General features: G+C 68.8%; 22 protein-coding genes. 10 read left to right on the top strand and 12 right to left on the bottom strand.

Annotated features, from left to right (window positions below; all coding sequences use genetic code 11):
- Positions 1-515 precede the first annotated feature (515 nt).
- Together CRP45_RS05170 and CRP45_RS05175 are read left to right on the top strand one after the other, a co-directional pair.
- Positions 516-950, top strand: a complete 435-nt coding sequence (locus CRP45_RS05170; RefSeq protein ID WP_218841079.1) for a T6SS immunity protein Tdi1 domain-containing protein — start codon at positions 516-518, stop codon at positions 948-950.
- An 85-nt stretch (positions 951-1,035) separates the two neighbouring features.
- Positions 1,036-1,368 (top strand): hypothetical protein, encoded by a 333-nt coding sequence (locus tag CRP45_RS05175; RefSeq protein ID WP_143861343.1) that lies wholly within the window; start codon positions 1,036-1,038, stop codon positions 1,366-1,368.
- A 364-nt stretch (positions 1,369-1,732) separates the two neighbouring features.
- Here the strand turns inward: CRP45_RS05175 and CRP45_RS05180 are convergent, their stop codons facing one another.
- Positions 1,733-2,155, bottom strand: coding sequence for a DUF2752 domain-containing protein (locus CRP45_RS05180; RefSeq protein ID WP_179830762.1), 423 nt, complete (start codon positions 2,153-2,155; stop codon positions 1,733-1,735).
- Complete coding sequence (locus CRP45_RS05185; protein ID WP_084482839.1) at positions 2,152-2,658, bottom strand: CD225/dispanin family protein; 507 nt, start codon at positions 2,656-2,658, stop codon at positions 2,152-2,154. The genes CRP45_RS05180 and CRP45_RS05185 overlap by 4 nt, the downstream gene beginning before the upstream one ends.
- 317 nt (positions 2,659-2,975) lie before the next feature.
- Between CRP45_RS05185 and CRP45_RS05190 the strand changes: the two genes are divergently transcribed.
- Complete coding sequence (locus tag CRP45_RS05190; protein WP_097244005.1) at positions 2,976-4,337, top strand: M20/M25/M40 family metallo-hydrolase; 1,362 nt, start codon at positions 2,976-2,978, stop codon at positions 4,335-4,337.
- A gap of 31 nt (positions 4,338-4,368) precedes the next feature.
- Positions 4,369-4,893 carry a YbhB/YbcL family Raf kinase inhibitor-like protein gene (locus CRP45_RS05195; protein WP_067783465.1) on the top strand — a complete coding sequence of 175 codons (525 nt, stop codon included), beginning with the start codon at positions 4,369-4,371 and terminating at the stop codon, positions 4,891-4,893.
- Positions 4,894-4,957: 64 nt separating this feature from the next.
- Here CRP45_RS05195 and CRP45_RS05200 read toward each other — a convergent pair whose 3' ends face one another.
- The 4 genes from CRP45_RS05200 to CRP45_RS05215 all read right to left on the bottom strand — a co-directional run bounded on the left by CRP45_RS05200 (position 4,958) and on the right by CRP45_RS05215 (position 10,086).
- A complete protein-coding gene (locus tag CRP45_RS05200) occupies positions 4,958-6,790 on the bottom strand; it encodes an AMP-dependent synthetase/ligase (protein WP_097244006.1) in 1,833 nt (610 codons plus the stop codon).
- Between the two features lie 162 nt (positions 6,791-6,952).
- Positions 6,953-7,570, bottom strand: a complete 618-nt coding sequence (locus tag CRP45_RS05205) for a GTP cyclohydrolase II (protein ID WP_245909908.1) — start codon at positions 7,568-7,570, stop codon at positions 6,953-6,955.
- A gap of 175 nt (positions 7,571-7,745) precedes the next feature.
- Positions 7,746-8,366: a GTP cyclohydrolase II gene (locus CRP45_RS05210; protein WP_245909910.1), complete on the bottom strand. Its 621-nt coding sequence runs from the start codon at positions 8,364-8,366 to the stop codon at positions 7,746-7,748.
- 235 nt (positions 8,367-8,601) lie between these two features.
- Positions 8,602-10,086, bottom strand: coding sequence for a PfkB family carbohydrate kinase (locus CRP45_RS05215; RefSeq protein WP_097244009.1), 1,485 nt, complete (start codon positions 10,084-10,086; stop codon positions 8,602-8,604).
- Between the two features lie 214 nt (positions 10,087-10,300).
- Here CRP45_RS05215 and CRP45_RS34905 point away from each other — a divergent pair, with 214 nt between their 5' ends.
- Together CRP45_RS34905 and CRP45_RS05220 are read left to right on the top strand one after the other, a co-directional pair.
- Positions 10,301-10,423, top strand: a complete 123-nt coding sequence (locus tag CRP45_RS34905; protein WP_255284300.1) for a hypothetical protein — start codon at positions 10,301-10,303, stop codon at positions 10,421-10,423.
- A gap of 14 nt (positions 10,424-10,437) precedes the next feature.
- Positions 10,438-10,830: a hypothetical protein gene (locus tag CRP45_RS05220; RefSeq protein WP_067783449.1), complete on the top strand. Its 393-nt coding sequence runs from the start codon at positions 10,438-10,440 to the stop codon at positions 10,828-10,830.
- 26 nt (positions 10,831-10,856) lie between these two features.
- Here the strand turns inward: CRP45_RS05220 and CRP45_RS05225 are convergent, their stop codons facing one another.
- The 3 genes from CRP45_RS05225 to CRP45_RS05235 are packed head-to-tail and all read right to left on the bottom strand — an operon-like array spanning position 10,857 to position 13,215.
- Positions 10,857-11,933: a quinone-dependent dihydroorotate dehydrogenase gene (locus tag CRP45_RS05225; protein ID WP_067783957.1), complete on the bottom strand. Its 1,077-nt coding sequence runs from the start codon at positions 11,931-11,933 to the stop codon at positions 10,857-10,859.
- 5 nt (positions 11,934-11,938) lie between these two features.
- On the bottom strand, positions 11,939-12,187 hold the full coding sequence (locus tag CRP45_RS05230; RefSeq protein WP_067783446.1) for a DUF5703 family protein: 249 nt from the start codon (positions 12,185-12,187) through the stop codon (positions 11,939-11,941).
- Positions 12,187-13,215: a YncE family protein gene (locus CRP45_RS05235; RefSeq protein WP_342746985.1), complete on the bottom strand. Its 1,029-nt coding sequence runs from the start codon at positions 13,213-13,215 to the stop codon at positions 12,187-12,189. Before CRP45_RS05235 ends, CRP45_RS05230 begins: the two co-directional genes overlap by 1 nt.
- A gap of 148 nt (positions 13,216-13,363) precedes the next feature.
- Here CRP45_RS05235 and CRP45_RS05240 point away from each other — a divergent pair, with 148 nt between their 5' ends.
- Genes CRP45_RS05240 through CRP45_RS05255 form a run of 4 tightly spaced genes read left to right on the top strand, consistent with a single transcriptional unit; the run spans position 13,364 to position 16,746 of the window.
- The gene (locus tag CRP45_RS05240) at positions 13,364-13,720 is read left to right on the top strand and encodes a hypothetical protein (protein ID WP_067783440.1); all 357 of its coding nucleotides are present in this window, start codon (positions 13,364-13,366) and stop codon (positions 13,718-13,720) included.
- Positions 13,721-13,726: 6 nt separating this feature from the next.
- Positions 13,727-14,263: a WKL family lipoprotein gene (locus CRP45_RS05245; protein ID WP_097244010.1), complete on the top strand. Its 537-nt coding sequence runs from the start codon at positions 13,727-13,729 to the stop codon at positions 14,261-14,263.
- A 15-nt stretch (positions 14,264-14,278) separates the two neighbouring features.
- Positions 14,279-16,372, top strand: a complete 2,094-nt coding sequence (locus CRP45_RS05250; protein ID WP_097244011.1) for an MMPL family transporter — start codon at positions 14,279-14,281, stop codon at positions 16,370-16,372.
- Entirely contained in the window at positions 16,369-16,746 is a 378-nt protein-coding gene (locus CRP45_RS05255; RefSeq protein WP_218841080.1) for a YrdB family protein, read from the top strand. The genes CRP45_RS05250 and CRP45_RS05255 overlap by 4 nt, the downstream gene beginning before the upstream one ends.
- Before the next feature lie 31 nt (positions 16,747-16,777).
- Here CRP45_RS05255 and CRP45_RS05260 read toward each other — a convergent pair whose 3' ends face one another.
- From CRP45_RS05260 to CRP45_RS05270, 3 genes are all read right to left on the bottom strand, one after another.
- Entirely contained in the window at positions 16,778-17,632 is an 855-nt protein-coding gene (locus tag CRP45_RS05260; protein WP_097244013.1) for a heme ABC transporter ATP-binding protein, read from the bottom strand.
- A 202-nt stretch (positions 17,633-17,834) separates the two neighbouring features.
- Entirely contained in the window at positions 17,835-19,007 is a 1,173-nt protein-coding gene (locus tag CRP45_RS05265) for a FecCD family ABC transporter permease (RefSeq protein ID WP_179830763.1), read from the bottom strand.
- Positions 19,004-20,044, bottom strand: a complete 1,041-nt coding sequence (locus CRP45_RS05270) for a heme/hemin ABC transporter substrate-binding protein (protein ID WP_097244014.1) — start codon at positions 20,042-20,044, stop codon at positions 19,004-19,006. The genes CRP45_RS05265 and CRP45_RS05270 overlap by 4 nt, the downstream gene beginning before the upstream one ends.
- Between the last annotated feature and the right edge of the window lie 17 nt (positions 20,045-20,061).

A 20,061-nucleotide genomic window follows, 5' to 3' on the forward strand; every position in this document is an offset into this window, starting at 1 on the left:
ATTCCTGGGTACTACAACGATATGACTTCACGGAACGACCGAGCTCGCCGAATAGTCGGCATCGAGCGCGGTACGGCCGTGCTGTGCGCCCTCATCGCCACGGCTCTGGCCTGCGGCGTTGTGATCTTGACCGGTTCATTGACCTGGGCGCTCGCCGCGGGCGCGTCGATCTGCGCGGGAATGGCGGTGAGCTTGCCGACGATAACTCGACAAGCGCCGCCAGCGCAGACAATTCGCGATTTTTGATCACAATCTCCATATTCCCGTCATCAATTCGTAAAACACCTCGCGATCGCATTCGCGCCCAACGACTGTCAGCCGCGCGACCCGCAAGGACCGGGATCGGTACCGAACATCGCGACACAAGGCGCCGCCAATTCCGGGACGGCGGGTTTCGCGAAGAGGAAGTACGCGGGGCGCGGGTCCGGCCAGCTCTACGGAAGGCCGACTCGCCGAGCGGTAGCGAACCGCGCGGCGTGGAGACAGCGGGCGGTCTCGGCTGATTGGATCGGTGCGTGACAGTCGAGGGTTTTCAGTTGATCGGGCAGCGGCCGATGGTCGAGGCGATGCCGGCCTGGGCGCCGCGCTTCCCACAGTTCGATCTCGTTTTCGGGTATTCGGATCTCGGGCACACGTTCCTGGTGAACAGCCAGTCGGGGGAGTGCGCGGTGCTGCATCCCTATCGCGCGGCCGCGAAGGGATACGGCGCGTTCGCCGATCCCGCCGAGTTCGCGGACCGGGTGCTGCGCGAGCAGGGGTTCGCCGACCACGTGCTGCGCACCGAGCATGTGGCGCGGATTCGCGACCTGCTCGGGCCGCTCGCGCCGGAGCAGGTCTACATCGCGACGCCCTACCCGTTCCTCGGCGGCAGCGAGGCGCCCGACACCTACGACACCGGCGAGCTGTGGACGTTCCTCGAGCTCGTCGCGCAAGCTCAGCAACTTCGGTAGCGGGGGGCATTCCGACCGGTCCGTATACGTGACATGATGGGAACATGTGTTCGAATTGCGGAGCGGTCGGGTCGGGTGGTCGACGGTGACCGAGGATGGCTGGTCGGCGGTCCGGCGCCTGCCGCGACCGCGTCCCGTGCTGGTCGACCCGAAGCGGATCTGGCTACTGCCGAACCGGCCGGGACCGCAACGTCCGTCGCTGGGTGTCGCGTCGAACAGCCTGGACCCGAGGTTCCAAGAACCGTGGGTCCAGGCGACCCAGTACGGCTGGGTGCGACTGCACCTCGGCCACTATGTCGCCTGGTACGCCGAGGTCGCGGTCGACTACCGCACCCGCAACAAGCTCACCGAGACGACCCTGCGGCATTGGGTGCCCTGGGATGCGGTGCGGTTGCCATCGCCCGACAAGAAGCGCTGACCTTCAGCGCGGCGCATCCGGGCTACGCACCAGCATCCGACGTGTCGTCCGGCCCGCCTCGGCGATATTGCGCAGCCGCGCCGCGGACGAATTGTCCTCCGAGGTGGCGACGGGTCAGGTCGGCGACACGCGCGGTGTAGGCCAGCTGCCCCAGTACCACCTTGCTCCAGCCGACGGGATGATCGCGGCCTGCCGGACACCGAGACGCAGTGCCTCCCCGAGGTATTCGGTTCCGAACCTGGAAACGCCTACAGCGACACCGAGATCCACGACGAGCGACCGAGGAACCGATCCGGCGGGCGCTGTCGTTCACCGGCGGGCCGGACGGACCGGTGCCGATGACGGCGACACCGCGCACCTGAACTCAGACGCGCAGACCGGTGAAGGGCGCGATCGGGATATTGCGCAGCACAAGCCAGCCGAGCACCAAGGCGAGGGTGATGTGCGGGGCGGTGCGGTACTGGTACCAGCGCACCGAGTCGCGGCCGCGGACGCGGTCGCGCGTCCAGAAGACGAACGTGCCGACCAGCGCGAGCAACGCGAGCAGGCCGAGGGCGTTGTAGTGCAGCGCCGCGGGCAGATCGCCGTGCAGCAGCGAATACAGCATGCGGGAACTGCCGCAGCCGGGACAGTTGACGCCGAACAGCGCCTTGGACGGACAGACCGGGATGACACCGCCCGGCGTCGTGGGATCGGCCCACAGCACGGCGGCACAGACCAGTGCGCCCGCACCGGCGACCGCGACGGGCGCGGCCAGCCGGTGCGAGACGGAGATCGGCGTGCTCACACCCCGGAGGCTCCGATGAGCGCGATGTTGGCGACGAGGGCGATCACGAAGACGATCACGCCGCACACCGCGGAGATCATCGTCCACTTCTTGGCGTCCTCGGCGGCACGGTAGGCCTCGGCGGCCTGCCCCTGCGCCCACAGGCTGTTGACGTTGGCCGCCTTCATGATCGCGACGATGCCGAACGGGAGGCAGCAGAACACGGTCGCCAGGATCGCCCACACCATGTTGTTCTCCGGCGGCGTTCCCGGGTTGTAGCCGGGGCCGTAACCGGGAGCGGCCGGGTAACCCGGGGCGGGCGGATAGCCGCCGGCGGCCGGATAACCCGGCGCCGCGGGGTAGCCTGGCGCGGCAGGGTAACCCGGAGCTCCGGGATACCCCGGCGCGGCAGGGTAGCCGGGCTGCTGCGCGTAGGGGTCGCTCGCCGGTTGCGGCTGCTGCTGGGCGTACGGGTCGGACTGCTTGTACGGGTCGAAGCCGGGCTGGGGCGGGGGGTACGTCATCAATTCCTCACTTGTCGTCGACGCTCGGCGAGCGCGGGCCTGATTTTCGGTGGAACTCCGAGCGCGCCCCCCGAACGACCTTGACAGTCTGTCGACCAGGTCTCCGGCAGTGTAGTGGGTCGAATCCGCCCGTTCCTGTCGGCCGCCCGCGGCGGTTCCACCCGCCGACAGCGGGTTTCGGCCCGGCGGGCACGGGTTTGCCGCACGCTGATCGCTAACCCGAGGCGCCGCGATCGCGCACGCCACGCCGCGTCGCGCACGGACTCGCGGCGCGGTGGCGAAGCGCGGCACCGGCGACGAGTGGTAGGAAAGGGGACGTGTCCGTCAACGACGAAGGCTCCGGTCCGAACAGCAGATCTCGCGCGGTGGACGAGGTCGTCGAGTTGGTCAGTCGCCTGATCAGGTTCGACACCTCGAACACGGGCGATCTGGCCACCACGAAGGGTGAGCGCGAATGCGCCCAGTGGGTGGCCGATCAACTGCACCAGGTCGGATACACCACCGAATACGTGGAATCCGGTGCGCCGTGCCGCGGCAACGTCTTCGCGCGGCTGAAGGGCGCCGATTCCAGCAGGGGCGCGCTGCTGATGCACGGGCATCTGGACGTGGTGCCCGCCGAGGCGTCGGACTGGAGCGTGCACCCGTTCTCCGGCGCGGTGCGCGACGGCTACGTCTGGGGTCGCGGCGCCATCGACATGAAGGACATGGTCGGCATGATGCTGGCGGTGGCGCGCCAGTTCAAGGTCGAAGGCACGGTGCCGCCGCGCGACATCGTCTTCGCCTTCCTCGCCGACGAGGAGAACGGCGGCAAGTGGGGCTCGCACTGGTTGGTGGACAACCGCCCCGACCTGTTCGACGGCGTCACCGAGGCGGTGGGGGAGGTCGGCGGCTTCTCGCTGACGGTGCCGCGCCGCGACGGCGGTGAGCGCAGGCTCTACCTGGTCGAGACCGCCGAGAAGGGGCTGGGCTGGATGCGCCTGCGCGCCAAGGCCCGCGCCGGACACGGCTCGTTCCTGCACGAGGACAACGCGGTCACCATCCTCGCCGACGCGGTGGCTCGCCTCGGCAAACACACCTTCCCGCTGGTGCTTTCGGATTCGGTGACCGAGTTCCTCGCCGCGGTCTCGGAGGAGACCGGCATCCCCTTCGACCCGGAGAGCCCGGACATCGAGGGACAACTGGCCAAGCTCGGCACCATCTCCCGCATCATCGGTGCCACCCTGCGCGACACCGCCAATCCCACCATGCTGCAGGCCGGTTACAAGGCCAACGTCATTCCGCAGACCGCGGAGGCGGTGGTGGACTGCCGGGTGGTGCCGGGCCGCCAAGCCGCCTTCGAACGCGAGGTGGACGAGCTGATCGGCCCCGATGTCGAACGTGAGTGGATCACCAAACTCGACTCCTACGAGACCACTTTCGACGGGCACCTGGTCGACGCCATGAACGACGCGATCCTGGCCAACGACCCGCAGGGCCGCACGGTGCCCTACATGCTCTCCGGCGGCACGGACGCGAAAGCCTTCGCCCGCCTGGGAATTCGCTGTTTCGGTTTCGCACCGCTGCGGCTGCCGCCGGAACTGGACTTCAGCGCCCTGTTCCACGGCGTGGACGAACGTGTTCCGGTGGACGCCCTCGAGTTCGGCACCCGCGTACTGGAACACTTCCTGTTGCACAGCTGATCCGCACACCACGGCTTCGAAAAGAGGAACCATGACCTACAACCCGTACGACGCACTACCGCAGGTCCCCGAGTTCACCCTCACCTCCGAAGACGTCACCGACCGAAGCCCGCTCGGCAACGATCAGGTCAGCGGCGTGTTCGGCGCCGGGGGCAAGGACATCTCCCCGCAGCTGTCCTGGTCCGGATTCCCGGCCGAGACCAAGAGTTTCGCCGTCACCGTCTACGATCCCGACGCTCCGACGGCTTCGGGCTTCTGGCATTGGGCCGTCGCCGACATCCCCGCGTCGGTCACCTCGCTGCCCAGCGGCGCGGGCAGCGAGGGCGGTTCGCTGCCCGCGGGCGCGGTGACCCTGCGCAACGACGGTGGCTTCGCCGGATTCGTCGGCGCCGCACCGCCGCCCGGCCACGGCCCGCACCGCTACTTCATCGTGGTGCACGCGGTGGACGTGGAGAGCCTCGGCGTCCCGGCCGACGCGTCGCCCGCCTTCCTGGGCTTCAACCTGTTCTCGCACACCCTGGCCCGCGCCACCCTGATCGGCACCTACGAGCAGTAGTCCGGCGCGAAAACGACCGTGGCCCCGAGCTTTCCGCTCGGGGCCACAGTTCTTCCAGCACGACTCAGGAGACGTTGACCACCGTCTCGGGCAGCGGGGTGACATACAGCGTGGCGATCTCCTCGGCGTACTTCGCCGCGATCGGGTTGCGCTTGAGCTTCATGGTCGGGGTCAGCTCGTCGCCGCCCGGCTCCCACGGCTTGCCGACGATGGTGAAGCGCTTGATCTGCTCGACGCGCGAGAGCTTGCGGTTACCGGCCTCGACCGCAGCGAGCACCTCGTCGACGATCTCCTTGCGGGTGGCCAGCGCGGCGAGATCCTCGGCGGGCGCGCCGATCTCCTTGGCGCGGATGGCGGCCGTGTCGGGGTCGAGCACGATCAGCGCGGAGATGTAGGGCTTGGCCTCGCCGATCGCCACCACCTGACCCACCAGCGAGGACGCCGCCTTCACCGCGTTCTCGATGTTGGTCGGCGAGATGTTCTTGCCCGCCTCGTTGATGATGAGCTCTTTCTTGCGGTCCACGATCCGGACGTAGCCGTCGGCGTCGATGGTCGCCACGTCGCCGGTGGACAGCCAGCCGTCGGAGTCGAGCGCCTCCTTGGTCTTGTCGGGCTGCTTGCGGTAGCCCGGCGTGACGATCGGACCGCGCACGAGCAGCTCGCCGTCCTCGCCGAGGCGCAGCTCGAGCCCGTCCACCGCGCGTCCGACCGAACCGGGGCGCGGCTTGTCCAGCTCGGTGTAGGTCGCGACGCCGGTGGTCTCCGACATGCCCCACACCTCGGTGACGGTGAAGCCGAGGCCGAGGAAGTACTCCAGGGTCTCCGGCGGGATGGCGGCCGCGCCCGAGGCGGCGACCTTCAGGTTGTCCAAGCCGAGAGCGTGGCGCAGCTTCGACAGCACCAGCGCGTCGGCGATCTTGTACTGCAACCCGAGCACCGGGCCGCGTCCCTTGCCCGCGAGATCGGCGCGCGCGGCGGCGACACCGGTACCGATGGCCCAGGTCGCCAAGGACCGCTTGACCGGGCTCGGTTCGGTGGCCAGCTTGCCGTCGATGCCCGCCTTGATCTTCTGCCACACCCGGGGAACGCCGAAGAAGACGGTCGGGCGGGCGTCGGGCAGCGCCGCGGCGATCTCGCGCGGATCCGGAACGCAGGTGATGAGGATGCCGGTGAGCAGGCTGATGGCGTGCCCGGAAATGCGGTCCGCGACATGTGCGGCGGGCAGGTAGGAGATCGCCCGATCGTCGTAGCCCACCGGCAGCGCGCCGTTGACCAGCGCGATGATCTGGGCGAGCACGTTGCGGTGGGTGATCTCCACGCCCTTGGACGGGCCGGTGGTGCCCGAGGTGTAGATCAGGGTGGCCAGATCGCCGGGCTCCACGGCCTGCCAGGCGGCGGCGAAATCGAAGTCGGCGACCGGGTTCGCCTCGACCTCCTCCAGGGTGATCGCGCCGGTGGCCGGGCCGTCCACGACGACGGTGTGCGCGAGCTCGACGCCCGCGGCGTTGATCGTGTCGAGGAACGCGCGTTCGGTGACGACGACCTTGTTCTCGGCATTGGTGAACAGGTGGGTGATCTGTTCGGGGGAGCTGGTGTTGTAGATCGAGAACGGTGTCGCGCCCAGGTGCAGCGCGGCCGTGTCTACGAGGTTGAATTCGGGCCGGTTGGTGAGCATGATCCCGACGGTGTCGCCGCGGCTCACGCCGAGTGCCGCGAGGCCTGCCGCGATCGATTCGACCCGTCGGCCGTACTCCCGCCAGCTGATCTCCGTCGTCCCGCCGACGGTGCGCAACGCGACCGCTTCCGGCCGCAGCTTGATGGTCTCCTGGAACGCCTCGGGAACGGTGTAGACCGTCTTGCCTGATTCGTGTGCGAAACCGATTTCTGTAGTGCTCATTTTCCCTGTTCCCGATGATCCTGTCGGTGAACCGACCCGATGCGCTCGGCGCCAACCGCTGACGCAATGCGCCAGACTCTATGTCATCTTCTCGCCGGATGTGGCGTCAACGAGTGGCGCGGCTCACTCATGGTAGCCAGACCCGGGCAAAAGTGACGGCCTTTACAGCGCGAGCAACCGACGCCACCAACAACCTGGCGCGGACCCGCGCCACCGCGATCGCCACACCGCACTGCCGAGCGCCTGCCAGGAAGCGCGCTCGTCCGGGATCGTGTGACCGCGCCTGCGTCGCTTGGCTTCCAAATACCGACGGGCGCGTTCGCTGCGCGGCCGAGTCACCAACGGCACCACCGTGACCGCGATGCCGAGATCGGTCAGCGCGCGCACCTTGTCCGGGTTGTTGGTCAGCAGCCGCACCGATCGCAGACCGAGACGCAGCAGCGCGCGGGCCGCGTTCTCGTAGGAGCGGGTGTCGGCGCAGAGTCCGAGCCGCTCGTAGCTGTCGAAGGTGTCAAGGCCGAACACCTCGCTGGTGCGCAATCCCCGTGCCTTGTCGACCAATCCGGCGCCGCGGCCCTCCTGTTCGAGATAGACGAGCACCCCGCACCCGGCGTCCTGGATCATGTCCATCGACAGATCGAGTTCGGGCCCACAATCGCAATCGTCGGAGCGCAGCGCGTCGCCGTACAGGCAGCGCGAATGGATGCGCACCAGGCAGCCATCGGCGATCGGACCGAAGATCATGGCGTGCCCGCCGTCCTCGGCGCCGGGTATCGCCATGACTCGAACGCGGAGTTCGCGCCCCTTGCGAGTCAGACGATGCCCGGTCTCGCGGAGATGGAATGCCGCTTGGTCCATGCCCCTCCGATGCACGCTGCAGCGGTTCGGCGAACTGCGGAATCCCCAGTCGCACAATCCATCTATGGTAGCCGCAGGCCGGGCATCGCAGCAGGGCCTAGACCAGAACCGGCGGCGCGTTTTCGCGTGGCGGCTCGGCGGCCTCCGACCTGGGCAGGATGGTCTGCTCGGCCGACCACGGCGATTCGCCGTTGGGAATCCAGTGCCTGCGCCTGCGGCGTTTGGCGTCGAGATAGTCGATGGCGCGTTGGCTCAGCGCCTCGGTCACGAGCGGCACCACCTGCACCGCGAGACCGGCCTCGCGCAGCGCGTGCATCTTGGCCGGGTTGTTGGTCAGCAGCTGGACGCTGCGCAGGTTCAGCACGTCGAACAGCGCGCGCGCCGCCTGCTCGTAGGAGCGCGCGTCCGGCGGATAGCCCAGTTTCTCGTAGCTGGTGAAGGTGTCCTCGCCGGATCGTTCGCTCTCCAGGTACCCGCGAGCCTTGGCGAGCAGACCGGCTCCGCGGCCTTCCTGCTCGAGATAGACCAATACGCCGGACCCGGCGTCCTGGATCATGTCGAGGGACTTGTCCAGTTCCGGACCGCAGTCGCAGTCGTCCGACCGCAGGGCCTCACCGTAGAGGCAGCGCGAATGCACCCGGACCAGACAACCATCGGTGATGTCCCCGAAGACGAGAATGTGGCCGCCTCCGTCGCCGAGATCGGGTAACTCGATCACGCGAACGCGAGTGTCACGCCCCTTGCGCGTGAACCGATGACCGGCTTCGGCAAGATCCGACGCAACCGTCGTCAACCGCTCCTCCGACTCAACAGGTGCGGCCACGGCCGCACATCCGAGATGACCTCGAGAATGTACCCTGCGTTCGACGTAACACGCATGTTTCTACCAGGTCTTTTGGGTAAAGAATCGCCGCATCGCGGCTCTGATCACGAACCGCTGTCCGCCGGACCGATCACAGCTTGCCGCCCTGTCGGACCACGTCGTCGATACGGTCCCTGTCCGGCATCGCGCGCGGCACCGCGCCCAGTTGCTGGGTGGGAATCATCGCCGCGGTGGCCCAGACGAAGTCCTTGGCGGTCAGCTCGCCGTCGGTTTCGATCAGACGGCACGCCAACGCGGCCGAGAACGCGGCGGCGGCGCCCGGTGAATTCTTCAACGCCCCGTGGAACTGGCCGACATCGAGATTCAGGCGCTCGGACAGCAGCGAGCAGCGGAATCCCTCGATCGCGCACACCGCCCGAACCCCGAGCCCGCGCAAGATCTGCGCACTGTCCGCGGTGGAGGCGGTCGAGACGACCGGCAGCATCGCCTGCAGTTCCGACGGCGATCCCACCAGGAAGTCCACCACGTCCAGATACTGGTAAAGATCTTGTGGCACAGCGGGACTCGGCGAGGGACAGACGATCACCTTCGGTCGGGGCCGCATGCCGCGCACCATCGCGAGCACCTGTTCGGCGACGCCCCTTGGGTGCTCGAGCGTCAGCAGCACCACCTCCGAACTCGCCAGCGCCGCGTGCACGGTCCCGGTGAGCAGGTCGGCGACCTCGAGTGCGACCCTGTTGTCCTTGCACCCGATCAGCCTCGTCTCGCCGCTGGAATCCATGATCACGGCCGTGACCGGAGACCGGCCGCCCGCAACGGTTTTCACCAGATCGCAGCGAACGTTCTCCTTGGTCAGGAAGTCCAGGATCTCCGTGCCGTCCTCGTCGTCGCCGACCGCGGAGACCAGCGCGACGTCCAAGCCGAGGCGCGCTGCGGCCACCGCGCGATTGAGGCCCTTGCCGCCGGGGGGCCGGGTGAAGCTGCCATTGGCCGCTCGGTCGGCGGTCGGAAACCCGTCGACGCGATAGAGATGGTCGATGACGGCGTCGCCGACCACCGTCACCGACTTCGGCCGACGCACCGAATCGGGCAGCGAGACAAGGATTTTGCCGCTCGGTATCGCCTTGGTGATGGTGTGGCCCTGATCGGCGGTGAGCAGCTCGGCCAGGGCGGTGAAGGTATCGCCCTCCGAGGAGGTGCGCAGTCGCTTGACCGTCGGCGCTTCGGGAATGCGGTCGACACCGAGCGCTCGGTGCAGCCGCGGCCAATGCTCGACGAGATACTCGCGGCGCGGTCCGAGGTTGTCGGCGTATAGGCGGGCGAGATCGATTCCGTCAGGGGGGTTGTCACGAAAAAGACCGAGCGCCAACGCCGAATCGGCGATCAGGCGCTCGGTCGGCGGCAATCGCAGCGCCGTCTCGCGCACCACCGGCAGCAGCGACTCGCCCGCCGGCCGCCCGGTGCGTTGCGCGTGCTGGCGCACGACCGGCAGTTCGAGCAGGCTGCTGACGTCGATCTCGGTGTTGCCCAGACGTTCTGGGCGCAGTCCGTAGTAGGTGCACAAGCGGGTGAGGATGTCGCGAATCGCGATCGTGCGGGGATTCTGCGGAGCCATCGGCGAGTCCGCCCTCCATCGCGTCGTTGCCAATTCGTTGTGCCTTGTGCGGAGATTGCCCCGATATGGGTGTTTAGCGGGCAATGAGACCGGCAATCCCCAAGATACTCCGGCAATTGACCGGACAAAAGGCAAATGCCACACTGATTTTGGGCGATTGATCGTCTCACCAGCGGACTCGGGAGGGCCATGGTGATGAAAGGCACTGGCGGGGATGGATCTTGCCGAGATCGTCAGCACCCAGACCTACCGGCACGAGCGGCTCGCCCACCCGCGAGCGGTGCACCACGCCGGACAACTTCACATTTCCCTGGAGCAGATCCTGCTCGGGCTGTAGTACCGGAGGCAGCCATGACCATTCACACCACCGAGTGGACCATGATCAGCGACCTGAGCCCCGAATCGGCCTACCGTGACGGCGCCGACCTATGGCGGCTGAGCTGGTTGCCTGGTCGCACGCTCTCGCGCGAGCAAGCGTTGGCGGGCATGGAGCTCGACGAATTGCTCAGCGACCCGGACATGGTGCACGACCGCATCGCCCACGCCCACGCCGCCGCGCGCGCCGACCGGCTCGGCATCCTGCTCGACCACGCGATCATCCTGCTGCACAAGCGGATCGTGGCCCGGCTGCGCGACCGGCCGGACGAGTCCGCGCCTGGCCCGGTCGGCGCGTGCGATCCGAGCGGTCCGCCCGCACGGTGCGTACCGCAGCGCACGAGCGGACCGCCCCGCGTGTACGGATGACCGCGTCGGCGTGGACGCGGCGGGATTCAGGTTCGCGCGACGTTCTCCGCGCCGACCGCCTCGGCGATCGAGGCGTAGCCGTTCTCGCGCAGGCGCGCGGCGAGGCCGCGGTGGATCTTGCGGGTCCAGAACGGGCCGCCGTAGATGAAACCGGTGTAACCCTGCAGCAGGCTGGCGCCGGCGAGGATGCGCTGGAAGGCCTGGTCGGGGGTTTCGATGCCGCCGACGGAGATCAGCACCAGCCGATCGCCGACCCGCCGATACAGGCGACGCAGCACTTCGAGCGAGCGTTCGGCGACGGGGGCGCCGGACAGGCCGCCCGCGCCCATCGCCGCGACCTCGGCGGCGTCGGTGCGCAGACCGTCGCGGCGGATGGTGGTGTTGGTGGCGACGATGCCCGCGAGACCGAGCTCGAGCGCGAGGTCGGCGACGGCGTCGATGTCGTCGTCGGACAGGTCGGGGGCGATCTTCACCAGGACAGGAACGCGCACGGTGTCGAGCACGGCCCGCAGCAGCGGACGCAGCGATTCGACGGCCTGCAGGTCGCGCAGGCCGGGGGTGTTGGGCGAGCTGACGTTGACGACGACGAAGTCGGCCAGCGGGCCGAGCAGTGCCGCGCTCGTGGCGTAGTCGGCGGCGGCGTCGGCCGGTTCGACGATCTTGGTCTTGCCGATGTTGGCGCCGATCGGGACGGTGGCGGCCTTGGCGCGCAGCTGCTCAGCGGCGCGGGCGGCGCCGTGGTTGTTGAAGCCCATCCGGTTGATCAGGGCGCGGTCGGCGGGCAGCCGGAACAGTCGCGGCGCGGGGTTGCCCGGCTGCGCCTGCGCGGTGACGGTGCCGATCTCGGCGAAGCCCCAGCCGAACGGACCCCAGATGTCGGCGCCCTCGGCGTTCTTGTCGAAGCCTGCGGCCAAGCCGAGCGGCGCACGGAACTGGACGCCGAACACGGTGTTGCGCAGGATCGGATCGTCGACGACGGCGAGCCGCTTCAGCAGCAGCCTGGTCGGCGCGAACCTGGCGGCGACGCGCATGGCGGCGAAGGCCAGGTGATGGATGCGTTCCGGCGGAACGAAGAACATCAGGCGAAGCAGCAGTGCGTACATCCGGTTCACATCCCCGGCTCGGGCTGGGGTAGTAGCGAGGTCTTGCGACGACGCAGCAGCACCTTGCGGCTGCCGTCGGTGTAGGCGCGCACGCGCGAGAGCTCCCATCCGCCGAATTCGGCCTGAATCGCCAGGCGCATCGAGGCGGTCACCCTGGTCACGTCTTTCGGTAAGCGCAGCGGGACGTATTCGTAGTCGTCGCTGCTGGTCTCCCAGTTCGCCGGTAATGCTGCGCGGGAGCTTTTCGGCGCCATCACTGCCCTCTCTTCAGCTGGTCCGCGCGGATCCGCTGAACACCGTCACCGGTGGCGGATCCGACGAACAGATCACCGGTGCGCTCGTCCACGGTCACCGATTCGGGCTGCCGGACGGTCGGATGGCGTCCCACTTCCTTCGGTATACCCGTCGACAGATCGAATCCGACGACTTCGTTGCTCTGGGTACACGTCACCCACACGGTGTCGGACCGTCGATCGTAGGCGAGCGCGTAAGGCGACGATCCTACCGGGAAACGCTGGCGCAGGACGAGGGGTCCGGTGGTGTAGACGAGCAGTTCCTCGCCCGCGGTGTCGGTGACGATCACCCTGCCGAAGTGGTCGGAGATCATGGTGGTCGCGCCGTCGCCCGCGCGGAGCGCGAGGCCGAGGTGGTCCTCGGCGGGGTCGATCTCGGTGACGGAGGTCTGGCGCCGGTCGAGCACCGCGATGCGATCGGCGGTGAGGGCGACGACATCGGCTGAGACCAGACCGGAGACGGTGTCGAGGACGTCGCCGCCGGGGCCGAGGGTGCGCACGGCGCCGTCGGCGGTGCCGACGACGAGCGTGCCGTCTTCGCGCTGCCGCACCGAGCGCGGTTCGCCCTCGACGGGTATCTCGGTGACCACGCCGGTGGCGACGTCGACGCGGAAGATCCAACCGGTCGCGGTGACCAGGATCTCGCCCGGTTTGCCCGCGGACAGGCTGGTTCCGTGCGCGGGCAGCGTGACGGTGCGTCGGCCCGAGGTGGCCGGATCGATCAGGAAGAGCACGGTGGTGCTGTCGCTGCTCTTGTCCAGTGCCGCGAGCTGGCCGGTGGCGGAGTCGGCGAGCATGGCTCGGATCGGGGCGTTCATGCCGATCACGTCGCCCGCCGGCGCGGCTTGCGGCGCGGGAGCGACCGCCGCGGTGGCGGGTTCGCGGGTCGGGACGTCGGGTTCGCCCTTGTCGGAGGAGCATCCGGCCAGCAGTGCGAGCACCGCCACGCCCACCAGCGCTGAGGGGACCGAGCCGCGAGGGCGCACCACCGAACTCCTCCTACCGACGAATCAACCCGACCTCACCATCTGACCATGATGGCGCAACACCACCGCCGACCGGGGTCGCGGCAGCACCGAATTACCCGTGATGGGGGTTACGGTGTAATCAAACAGTGTCCGACTCAGGGAGATCCGGTTGAAAGCCGACCATGCATCGGGTTTTGCCATCGATGACATAACCGTTGGTCCGTTTGCTCACGGGTTCGGCACCACCGCCGACGGCCGGCCGTACGCGTTCCGCACGGTGCGCTCGATCCTGACGCTCGAGATCTATCGCGCCGATCTCGGCAACGAGGTGCCCGGCCCTGAGGATGTGGTCGCGGTCGCCGAGGTGCGCGTCACCGACGTCGATCTGGACGACGAACGCAGCGTGGTCGCGCTGGTGCGCGACATGATTCCCGACGCCGCCCCGGTCGAGTCGGCCGCCGATCGGGACGTCACGACCGTGCGCGCTCTGCTGGGACGGATCAGTTCCGTCATCGATGGTATGTAGGTAGTGATGCACTCCACACGAATCTCCCGAATCGCGCTGACCCTCGCCGCCGGTGTCGCTTTCGCCGCGGCCGCCGCGTGCGATTCGGGGCCGGACGAGGCCTCGGTCGCGGCAGCCCGCTCCAAGGCCGTCGCCGAACTGTCCTCCTCCGCGGCCGCCACCTCCAGCGCGATCGCCAACCGGCCGATACCGTCCGCCGCCGAGCTCGACGCCCAGATCAAGCGGGCGCTCGACCCGGCGCTGCCCGACACCGAACGCACCGCGCTGATCGAGGACGGCGACGCCTTCCGCGACGCGATTCCCGACATGTACCGTGCGCTGCAGGACAACCCGCGCGCCGTCTACGGCGTCACCGATCCCGTCTTCGACAACCGCGACGGCACCCTGACCGCCACCATGCGCCTGGACAAGGACGGTACCGGCACCGCGGTGCGCACCACGGTGGTGCACTTCGTCTATCTCGACGGCCGCTGGAAGATCTCGCGCACCGACCTGTGCGGCATCCTGCGCTCGGCCGACTACCGCACCCCGGCGTGCGGGTAGCGGCCCGGCCCATCGATGCTGCATTCGGGTTTCCTGGGGTGGGGCCGATTCGTCCACCGCTTCCGCTATCTCGTGCTGGCGGGGTTCGCGCTGGCCGTGCTGCTGTCGGGCTGGTATGGCCGCGACCTGATCGACCGGCTCAGCCAGGAGGGCTGGTTCGACGAGAGCAGTGAATCGGTGGCGGCGTCGAAACTGGCCGACGCCACCTTCGGCCGCGACACCGACAGCGACCTGATCCTGCTCTACAGCGTGCCCGAGGGCAGCACCGTCGACTCACCGGAGGTCCGCGCCGCGGTCACCGCCCAGCTGCGTGGCCTGCTCGAACGGTATCCGGACCGGATTCTGAAGATCGACAGCTATTGGGACAGCCCGTTCACGGCCAGCGCCAGCGACCCCGCGAAGAAGCACGCCTTCGCCAGCGTCGGACTGCGCGGCGAGGGCACCGAGACCGTCGAGAACTATCTCGCGATCAAGGATTCCCTCGACGCGGGCAGCGCGGGCGGCGGACCGGGCGGCACCACGGTGCAGCTCGCCGGATTGCAGCCGATCCTCGAAGGCATCAACACCGGGATGCAGAACGACATCCACCGCGCGGAACTGATCGCACTGCCGATCGTGGCGATCCTGCTGTATTTCGTGTTCGGCGGGGTGATCGGCGCGCTGCTGCCGGTGATCATCGGCGGGATGACGATCCTTGGCACCCAGGGCATGCTGCGTGCGCTCACCGACCACATCGAGGTCAACGTCTTCGCCAACGCGGTGATGACGCTGGTCAGCCTCGGCTTGGCCATCGACTACGGCCTGTTCACCGTCACCCGTTTCCGCGAGGAGCTGGCCGCAGGGCGCAGTGTGGAGGAGGCGACCGCGCGCACCGTGGCCACGGCGGGGCGCACGGTGCTGTTCTCGGCCGCGATCATCGCGATCAGCCTCGCCGCGCTGTTCATCTTCCCCAACGGCGTGCTGCGCTCGGTGCCCTACGGCGGCATCAGCTCGGTGCTGCTCGCGGCGCTGCTCTCGGTGACGGCGCTGCCCGCCGCGCTGAGCATCGTCGGTCGGCGCATCGACTTCCTCGGGTGGAAACGCTTCTCCCGCACCAAGACCGAGGCCCAGATCGACGCCGGATTCTTCTCCCGGCTCGCGCTGTTCGCCATGCGGCGGCCGTGGGCGGTGGCGGTGCCGATCGTGCTCGTGCTGCTGGCGCTGAGCATCCCGTTCCGCAATATCGAGTTCGGCGGGATCAGCGAACAATATCTGGCCGAGGACAATCCGGCCCGCGTCGCCCAGGAACGCTTCGACGAGCTGTTTCCCAGCTTCCGCACCGAACCGTTGAAACTCGTTGTGGTCGGGGCGAATCCGCAGGAGCTCGGCGACATTCGCCACGAAGCCAACCAGGTGCCCGGCTTGACGGGGCGCTTCGAACCGGCCGCGCCGACCAAGGACGGCGTCAACGTCCTCAACGCAGGGCTGACCGACAAACGCGAGGCCGACGCAGTGATCGCCGCGCTGCGCGCCATTCCCGAACCGCCGGGGGTGGAGGTGATGGTGGCCGGGGTGCCCGCGTTGGAACGCGACAGCATCAACGGGTTGCTCGAGGGTCTGCCCGCGCTCGTAGCGATTCTGGCGTGCACGGCGCTGCTGGTCATGTTCGTGGCGTTTCGTTCGATCGTGCTCGCGCTCAAGGCCGTCGCGATGAGCGCGCTGAGCCTTGTCTCCACGCTGGGCATCCTCACCTGGATCTTCGTGGAGGGACACGGGTCCGAGGTCTTCCAGTTCACGCCGGGGCCGTTGATGTTCGCGGTGCTGGCGTTGATCGTGACGGTGGTGTTCGGGTTGTCCACCGACTACGAGGTCTTCCTGCTGTCCAGGGTCGCCGAGGCACGCGAGGGCGGAGCCGACGCGCCGGAGGCCATCCGCTACGGCATCGCCCACACCGGCGGCGTGATCACCTCGGCCGCCGCCATTCTCATCGTGGTGACCGGCGCGTTCGGCTTCTCCGATCTGGTGCTGATGAAATACATCGCCTACGGCATGATCGCGGCGTTGATCATCGACGCGACCGTCATCCGGATGCTGCTCACGCCCGCGGTGCTGAAACTGATCTGGAGATGAGGGGTATGCGGCGGGCGCTGATCGGGGCGAATCTGTTTCTGATGTTCCTGTTGGAACTGGGAGTGCTCGTCGGCGCGGCGTTCTGGGGTTTCACGCTGTCCGGCGGGCTGGTGACGCGGTTGGCCGCCGGTGTGCTCGCGCCCGCGTTGTTCGTGCTCATGTGGGCGTTGTTCGGCGCGGCGGCCAACGCCAGGTTTCCCCTCACCGGGTGGTGGCGGGTGGGGCTCGAGGTGATCTGGTTCGGCGGGGGAGCGGTGGCCTGGGCCGTCGCGGTGACGCCGGTGCTCGGGATCGCGTTCTTCGTGCTGTGGGGTGTGAACGCGACGGTCAGGATCGTCGCGCAGGGTGGATTGCGGGTGCGGGTCGAGAAGTAGGTTGCCGACCAAGAGCACCGAGGGCAAGCGGTCAGCGACGGACGGGCAGGACCAGCTGGGCTCCGGTGACCGGGTGGTCGAGGACTTCCACCGGATGCTGGTAGACGCGGCTCAGTAGTTCGGTGGTGAGGACCTCGCGCGGCGGGCCGTCGGCGGCGACGCGGCCGGACTCCAGCACGGCGACGCGATCGGCGTAGGCGGCGGCGATGCCGAGATCGTGCAGAACGACCACGACCGCCGCGCCCGCCGTCGCCCGCTCGGCCGCCAAACGCAGAACCGCTTCTTGGTGGCCGAGGTCCAACGCGGCGGTGGGTTCGTCGAGCAGCAGGGTGGCGGTGTCCTGAGCCAGCACGCGGGCCAGCGCGACGCGCGCGCGTTCGCCACCGGACAGCGTCGGGAACGACCGCGCGGCCAGATGCCCGACATCGGCCGATGCCATCGCGGCGGCGATGACTTCGTCGTCACGCTCGCCGCGCGCGGTGCGCACCCACGGCGCGCGACCCATGGCGACGACCTCGCGCGCGGTGAACGGGAATCCGACGGTGTGGCTCTGCGGCAGCACCGCGCGTCTGCGCGCCATGTCCAGCGCGGTCCAGTGGTCGAGGCCGCGGCCGTCCAACTCGACGCTGCCCTCGCTCGGCGTCAGCTCACCGGCCAACGCGGCGAGCAGTGTGGACTTACCTGCCCCGTTCGGTCCCACCAACGCGACGACTTCACCGGCGACGACGTCGAAATCGACGGCTTCGAGCACGCGGCGCGCGTGCCCGCTCGCCCCGCCGCGCCGGTCGACGCTCAACCCGCGCGCCCGCAAGGTCACCGCGCCGCGCTCGGGCCGCACCGGCTCCTCGTAAGTCCGACCGAGCATCGCGCCCAGCCCTTGCCGCATTCCACTCACGCGATCACCATCCGTGGCTCGATCTGTATCGCGCCCACCACTCGTTGCCTTTCGGCACCGCACAGCCTCGGCTTCCGCGAGTTGCTCGTGCTCGGGCGTGCGGCACCTCGCTGACCGGCAGCCTCCGATATCGGCGGGGTGTGCGGCATTGCATCGACTGCACGGTCGAGGCGCCGGTGCCTGTGGACCACGCTCATCCCCACCCTCCGGCGCGGGCGCGAGTGCGGCGCAGCAGCCAGAAGAAGAACGGCCCGCCGATGAGGGAGGTGAGCATGCCGAGCGGCAGATCGGCATTGTCGACGAGCGAGCGCGCGGCGACGTCGGCGCCCAGCAGCACGACCGCGCCGACGATGGCGCTGAGCGGAATCAGCACACGATGTCCAGGGCCGACGATCATCCGCACCAGGTGCGGAACGATCAGGCCGACGAACAGGATGATTCCGGTGAACGCGACGCCCGCGGTGGCGAGCACCGCGACGATGACGATCACATTGCGCCGCAGCCGTTCCACGTCGACACCGAGGTGACGGGCCGCGGACTCACCGAGCGCGAGCAGATCCAGGCGCGGCGCAACGACGACCGCCGCGAACACACCGAGCGCGGCGAGCGGCGCGACGACCGCCACCGAGTCCCAGTTCGCGCCGTTGAGACTGCCCAGCTGCCAGAACACGATCTGATCGCGGGCCGCGGGCGAGGCGACGAACAGCAGGAACGCGATCAGACCACCGGCGAAGGCGTTGATGGCGACACCGGTGAGCACCAGGGTCACCACTTCGGTGCGGCCGTTGGATCGCGCGAGCAGATACACCAGCAGCGTGGTGAACAGCCCGGCGACGAACGCCGCCGCGGCCACCGACCAGGCGGCGACGAACGCGCCGCCGACCACGATCACGGTGCCCGCGCCGACCGCGGCACCCGCCGAGACACCGATCACGCCCGGCTCGGCCAGCGGATTGGCGAACACGCCCTGCAACAACGCACCCGCTGTCGCCAGCGCGGCGCCCACCAGCATGGCCAGCACGACGCGCGGGAAACGCACCTCCCACAGCGTCACGTCGCCGGACGGGTGGGCGGGCATCGGTCCCCAATCCAGACCGATCCGGTGCAGGACGCTGCCCGCGACTTCGGCGGGCGTCGTCGGCACCTGTCCGATGGCGGCCGAGGCCAGGGCAAGCACGATCAGCGCGGCGATCGCCACCGCGAAGGTGACGGTGATTCGGGAGACCGAACGCGTGCTCGTGGGTACCGGTGCGCCGCGATCGGCTTCCGCTCGCGCGAGCCGCGCGCCGATGTCGGCTTGCTGTTTCGTGCTCCCCGCGCCGTTGGCCGAAGACGACGCCGGCGAGGTGCGAGCCCGTTCGCTCATGCCGGCGCGGAACCGTAGACGGCCTCGTTGAGCGCGGCGACCACGCGTCCGGTGTTCGGGCCGAAGCTGAGCAGCACCGCGTCGGACATGTCGATGACGCGCTTGTTCTTCCCGGCCGGTGTCTGCGCGATGCCGGGCACCTTCAGCAGGCCTTCCACCCCGCCGACCGAACTCAGTCCGTCGGTCATGACGAGCAGGACGTCGGGCGCGGCGCCGATCATCGCCTCACTGGTGATGGCGGTGAACGGTTCGGTGAGCCCGGCGACGGCGCCCGCGTCCTCGCCGCCGATCGCGGCGATCAGCGAGTCGGCACCGGAACCCGGCCCGGCCATCATGGTGATGGCGGTGCTGCGCAAGTACAGGAACGCGATGCGCAACGGCTTGTCCGTGGCGGGGACAGCGGCCGAGGCGGCGGCGATCTCGTCGCGGGTGCGCTGGGCAAGGGCTCGACCGCGGTCGGGGACGCCGAGCGCGGCGGCGACGGCCTCGATCTGCGGCGCAACACCGTCCATGGTCCGCTGCGGATCGAAGTAGACGACGGTCACCCCGGCCGCGCGCAACTGCTCACGCACCGCGGGCGCGGCGCTGGTGGTGTCGGTGAGGAACACGGTGGGCCGCAGCGCCAGAATGGATTCCACGTTCAGCGAGCCGCTGCCGCCGGTCACATTCGGCAGATTCTGCACGGCAGGGAACGCCGCCGACGTGCTGCGCCCGACGAGGTTGGGCCCGAGGCCGAGCGCCCAGACGGTCTGGGCGAGCGTGCCGTAGCGATCGGCGGCGATGATGCGGTCGGCCGAGGTGACCGTCACCTCCGTGCCGTCGAAGGAGCGCACCGTCACCGGCAGCACCGGCGTCGGCGCGGGACCGATCGGTACCGGATCCAGATTCCCCACGGTGGCGGTGCTCGGCCCGCGCTGTCCGGAACCGGTCGCTTCGCTGTCACTGCCGCACGCCGCGGTTCCGGCGATCAGTGTCAGAGCGAGGGCGGCGAGGAGGGAGCGAACCACCCCGGGACGAGCACGGTCGACGAGCCTCATGAAGGCAAGCCTAATGG

The sequence above is a fragment of the Nocardia amikacinitolerans genome (assembly GCF_900215415.1).
Classification (GTDB): Bacteria; Actinomycetota; Actinomycetes; order Mycobacteriales; family Mycobacteriaceae; genus Nocardia; species Nocardia amikacinitolerans.

Bases quoted from the DNA above. Each gene is read 5' to 3' on its own strand.
- CRP45_RS05215 (WP_097244009.1), bottom strand. From the start codon at position 10,086: ATGGCTCCGCAGAATCCCCGCACGATCGCGATTCGCGACATCCTCACC.
- CRP45_RS34905 (WP_255284300.1), top strand. From the start codon at position 10,301: ATGGATCTTGCCGAGATCGTCAGCACCCAGACCTACCGGCACGAGCGG.
- CRP45_RS05265 (WP_179830763.1), bottom strand. From the start codon at position 19,007: ATGAGCGAACGGGCTCGCACCTCGCCGGCGTCGTCTTCGGCCAACGGC.
- CRP45_RS05250 (WP_097244011.1), top strand. From the start codon at position 14,279: ATGCTGCATTCGGGTTTCCTGGGGTGGGGCCGATTCGTCCACCGCTTC.
- CRP45_RS05230 (WP_067783446.1), bottom strand. From the start codon at position 12,187: ATGGCGCCGAAAAGCTCCCGCGCAGCATTACCGGCGAACTGGGAGACC.
- CRP45_RS05270 (WP_097244014.1), bottom strand. From the start codon at position 20,044: ATGAGGCTCGTCGACCGTGCTCGTCCCGGGGTGGTTCGCTCCCTCCTC.
- CRP45_RS05245 (WP_097244010.1), top strand. From the start codon at position 13,727: ATGCACTCCACACGAATCTCCCGAATCGCGCTGACCCTCGCCGCCGGT.
- CRP45_RS05205 (WP_245909908.1), bottom strand. From the start codon at position 7,570: ATGGCGATACCCGGCGCCGAGGACGGCGGGCACGCCATGATCTTCGGT.
- CRP45_RS05220 (WP_067783449.1), top strand. From the start codon at position 10,438: ATGACCATTCACACCACCGAGTGGACCATGATCAGCGACCTGAGCCCC.
- CRP45_RS05200 (WP_097244006.1), bottom strand. From the start codon at position 6,790: ATGAGCACTACAGAAATCGGTTTCGCACACGAATCAGGCAAGACGGTC.
- CRP45_RS05195 (WP_067783465.1), top strand. From the start codon at position 4,369: ATGACCTACAACCCGTACGACGCACTACCGCAGGTCCCCGAGTTCACC.
- CRP45_RS05260 (WP_097244013.1), bottom strand. From the start codon at position 17,632: ATGCGGCAAGGGCTGGGCGCGATGCTCGGTCGGACTTACGAGGAGCCG.
- CRP45_RS05225 (WP_067783957.1), bottom strand. From the start codon at position 11,933: ATGTACGCACTGCTGCTTCGCCTGATGTTCTTCGTTCCGCCGGAACGC.
- CRP45_RS05255 (WP_218841080.1), top strand. From the start codon at position 16,369: ATGAGGGGTATGCGGCGGGCGCTGATCGGGGCGAATCTGTTTCTGATG.
- CRP45_RS05185 (WP_084482839.1), bottom strand. From the start codon at position 2,658: ATGACGTACCCCCCGCCCCAGCCCGGCTTCGACCCGTACAAGCAGTCC.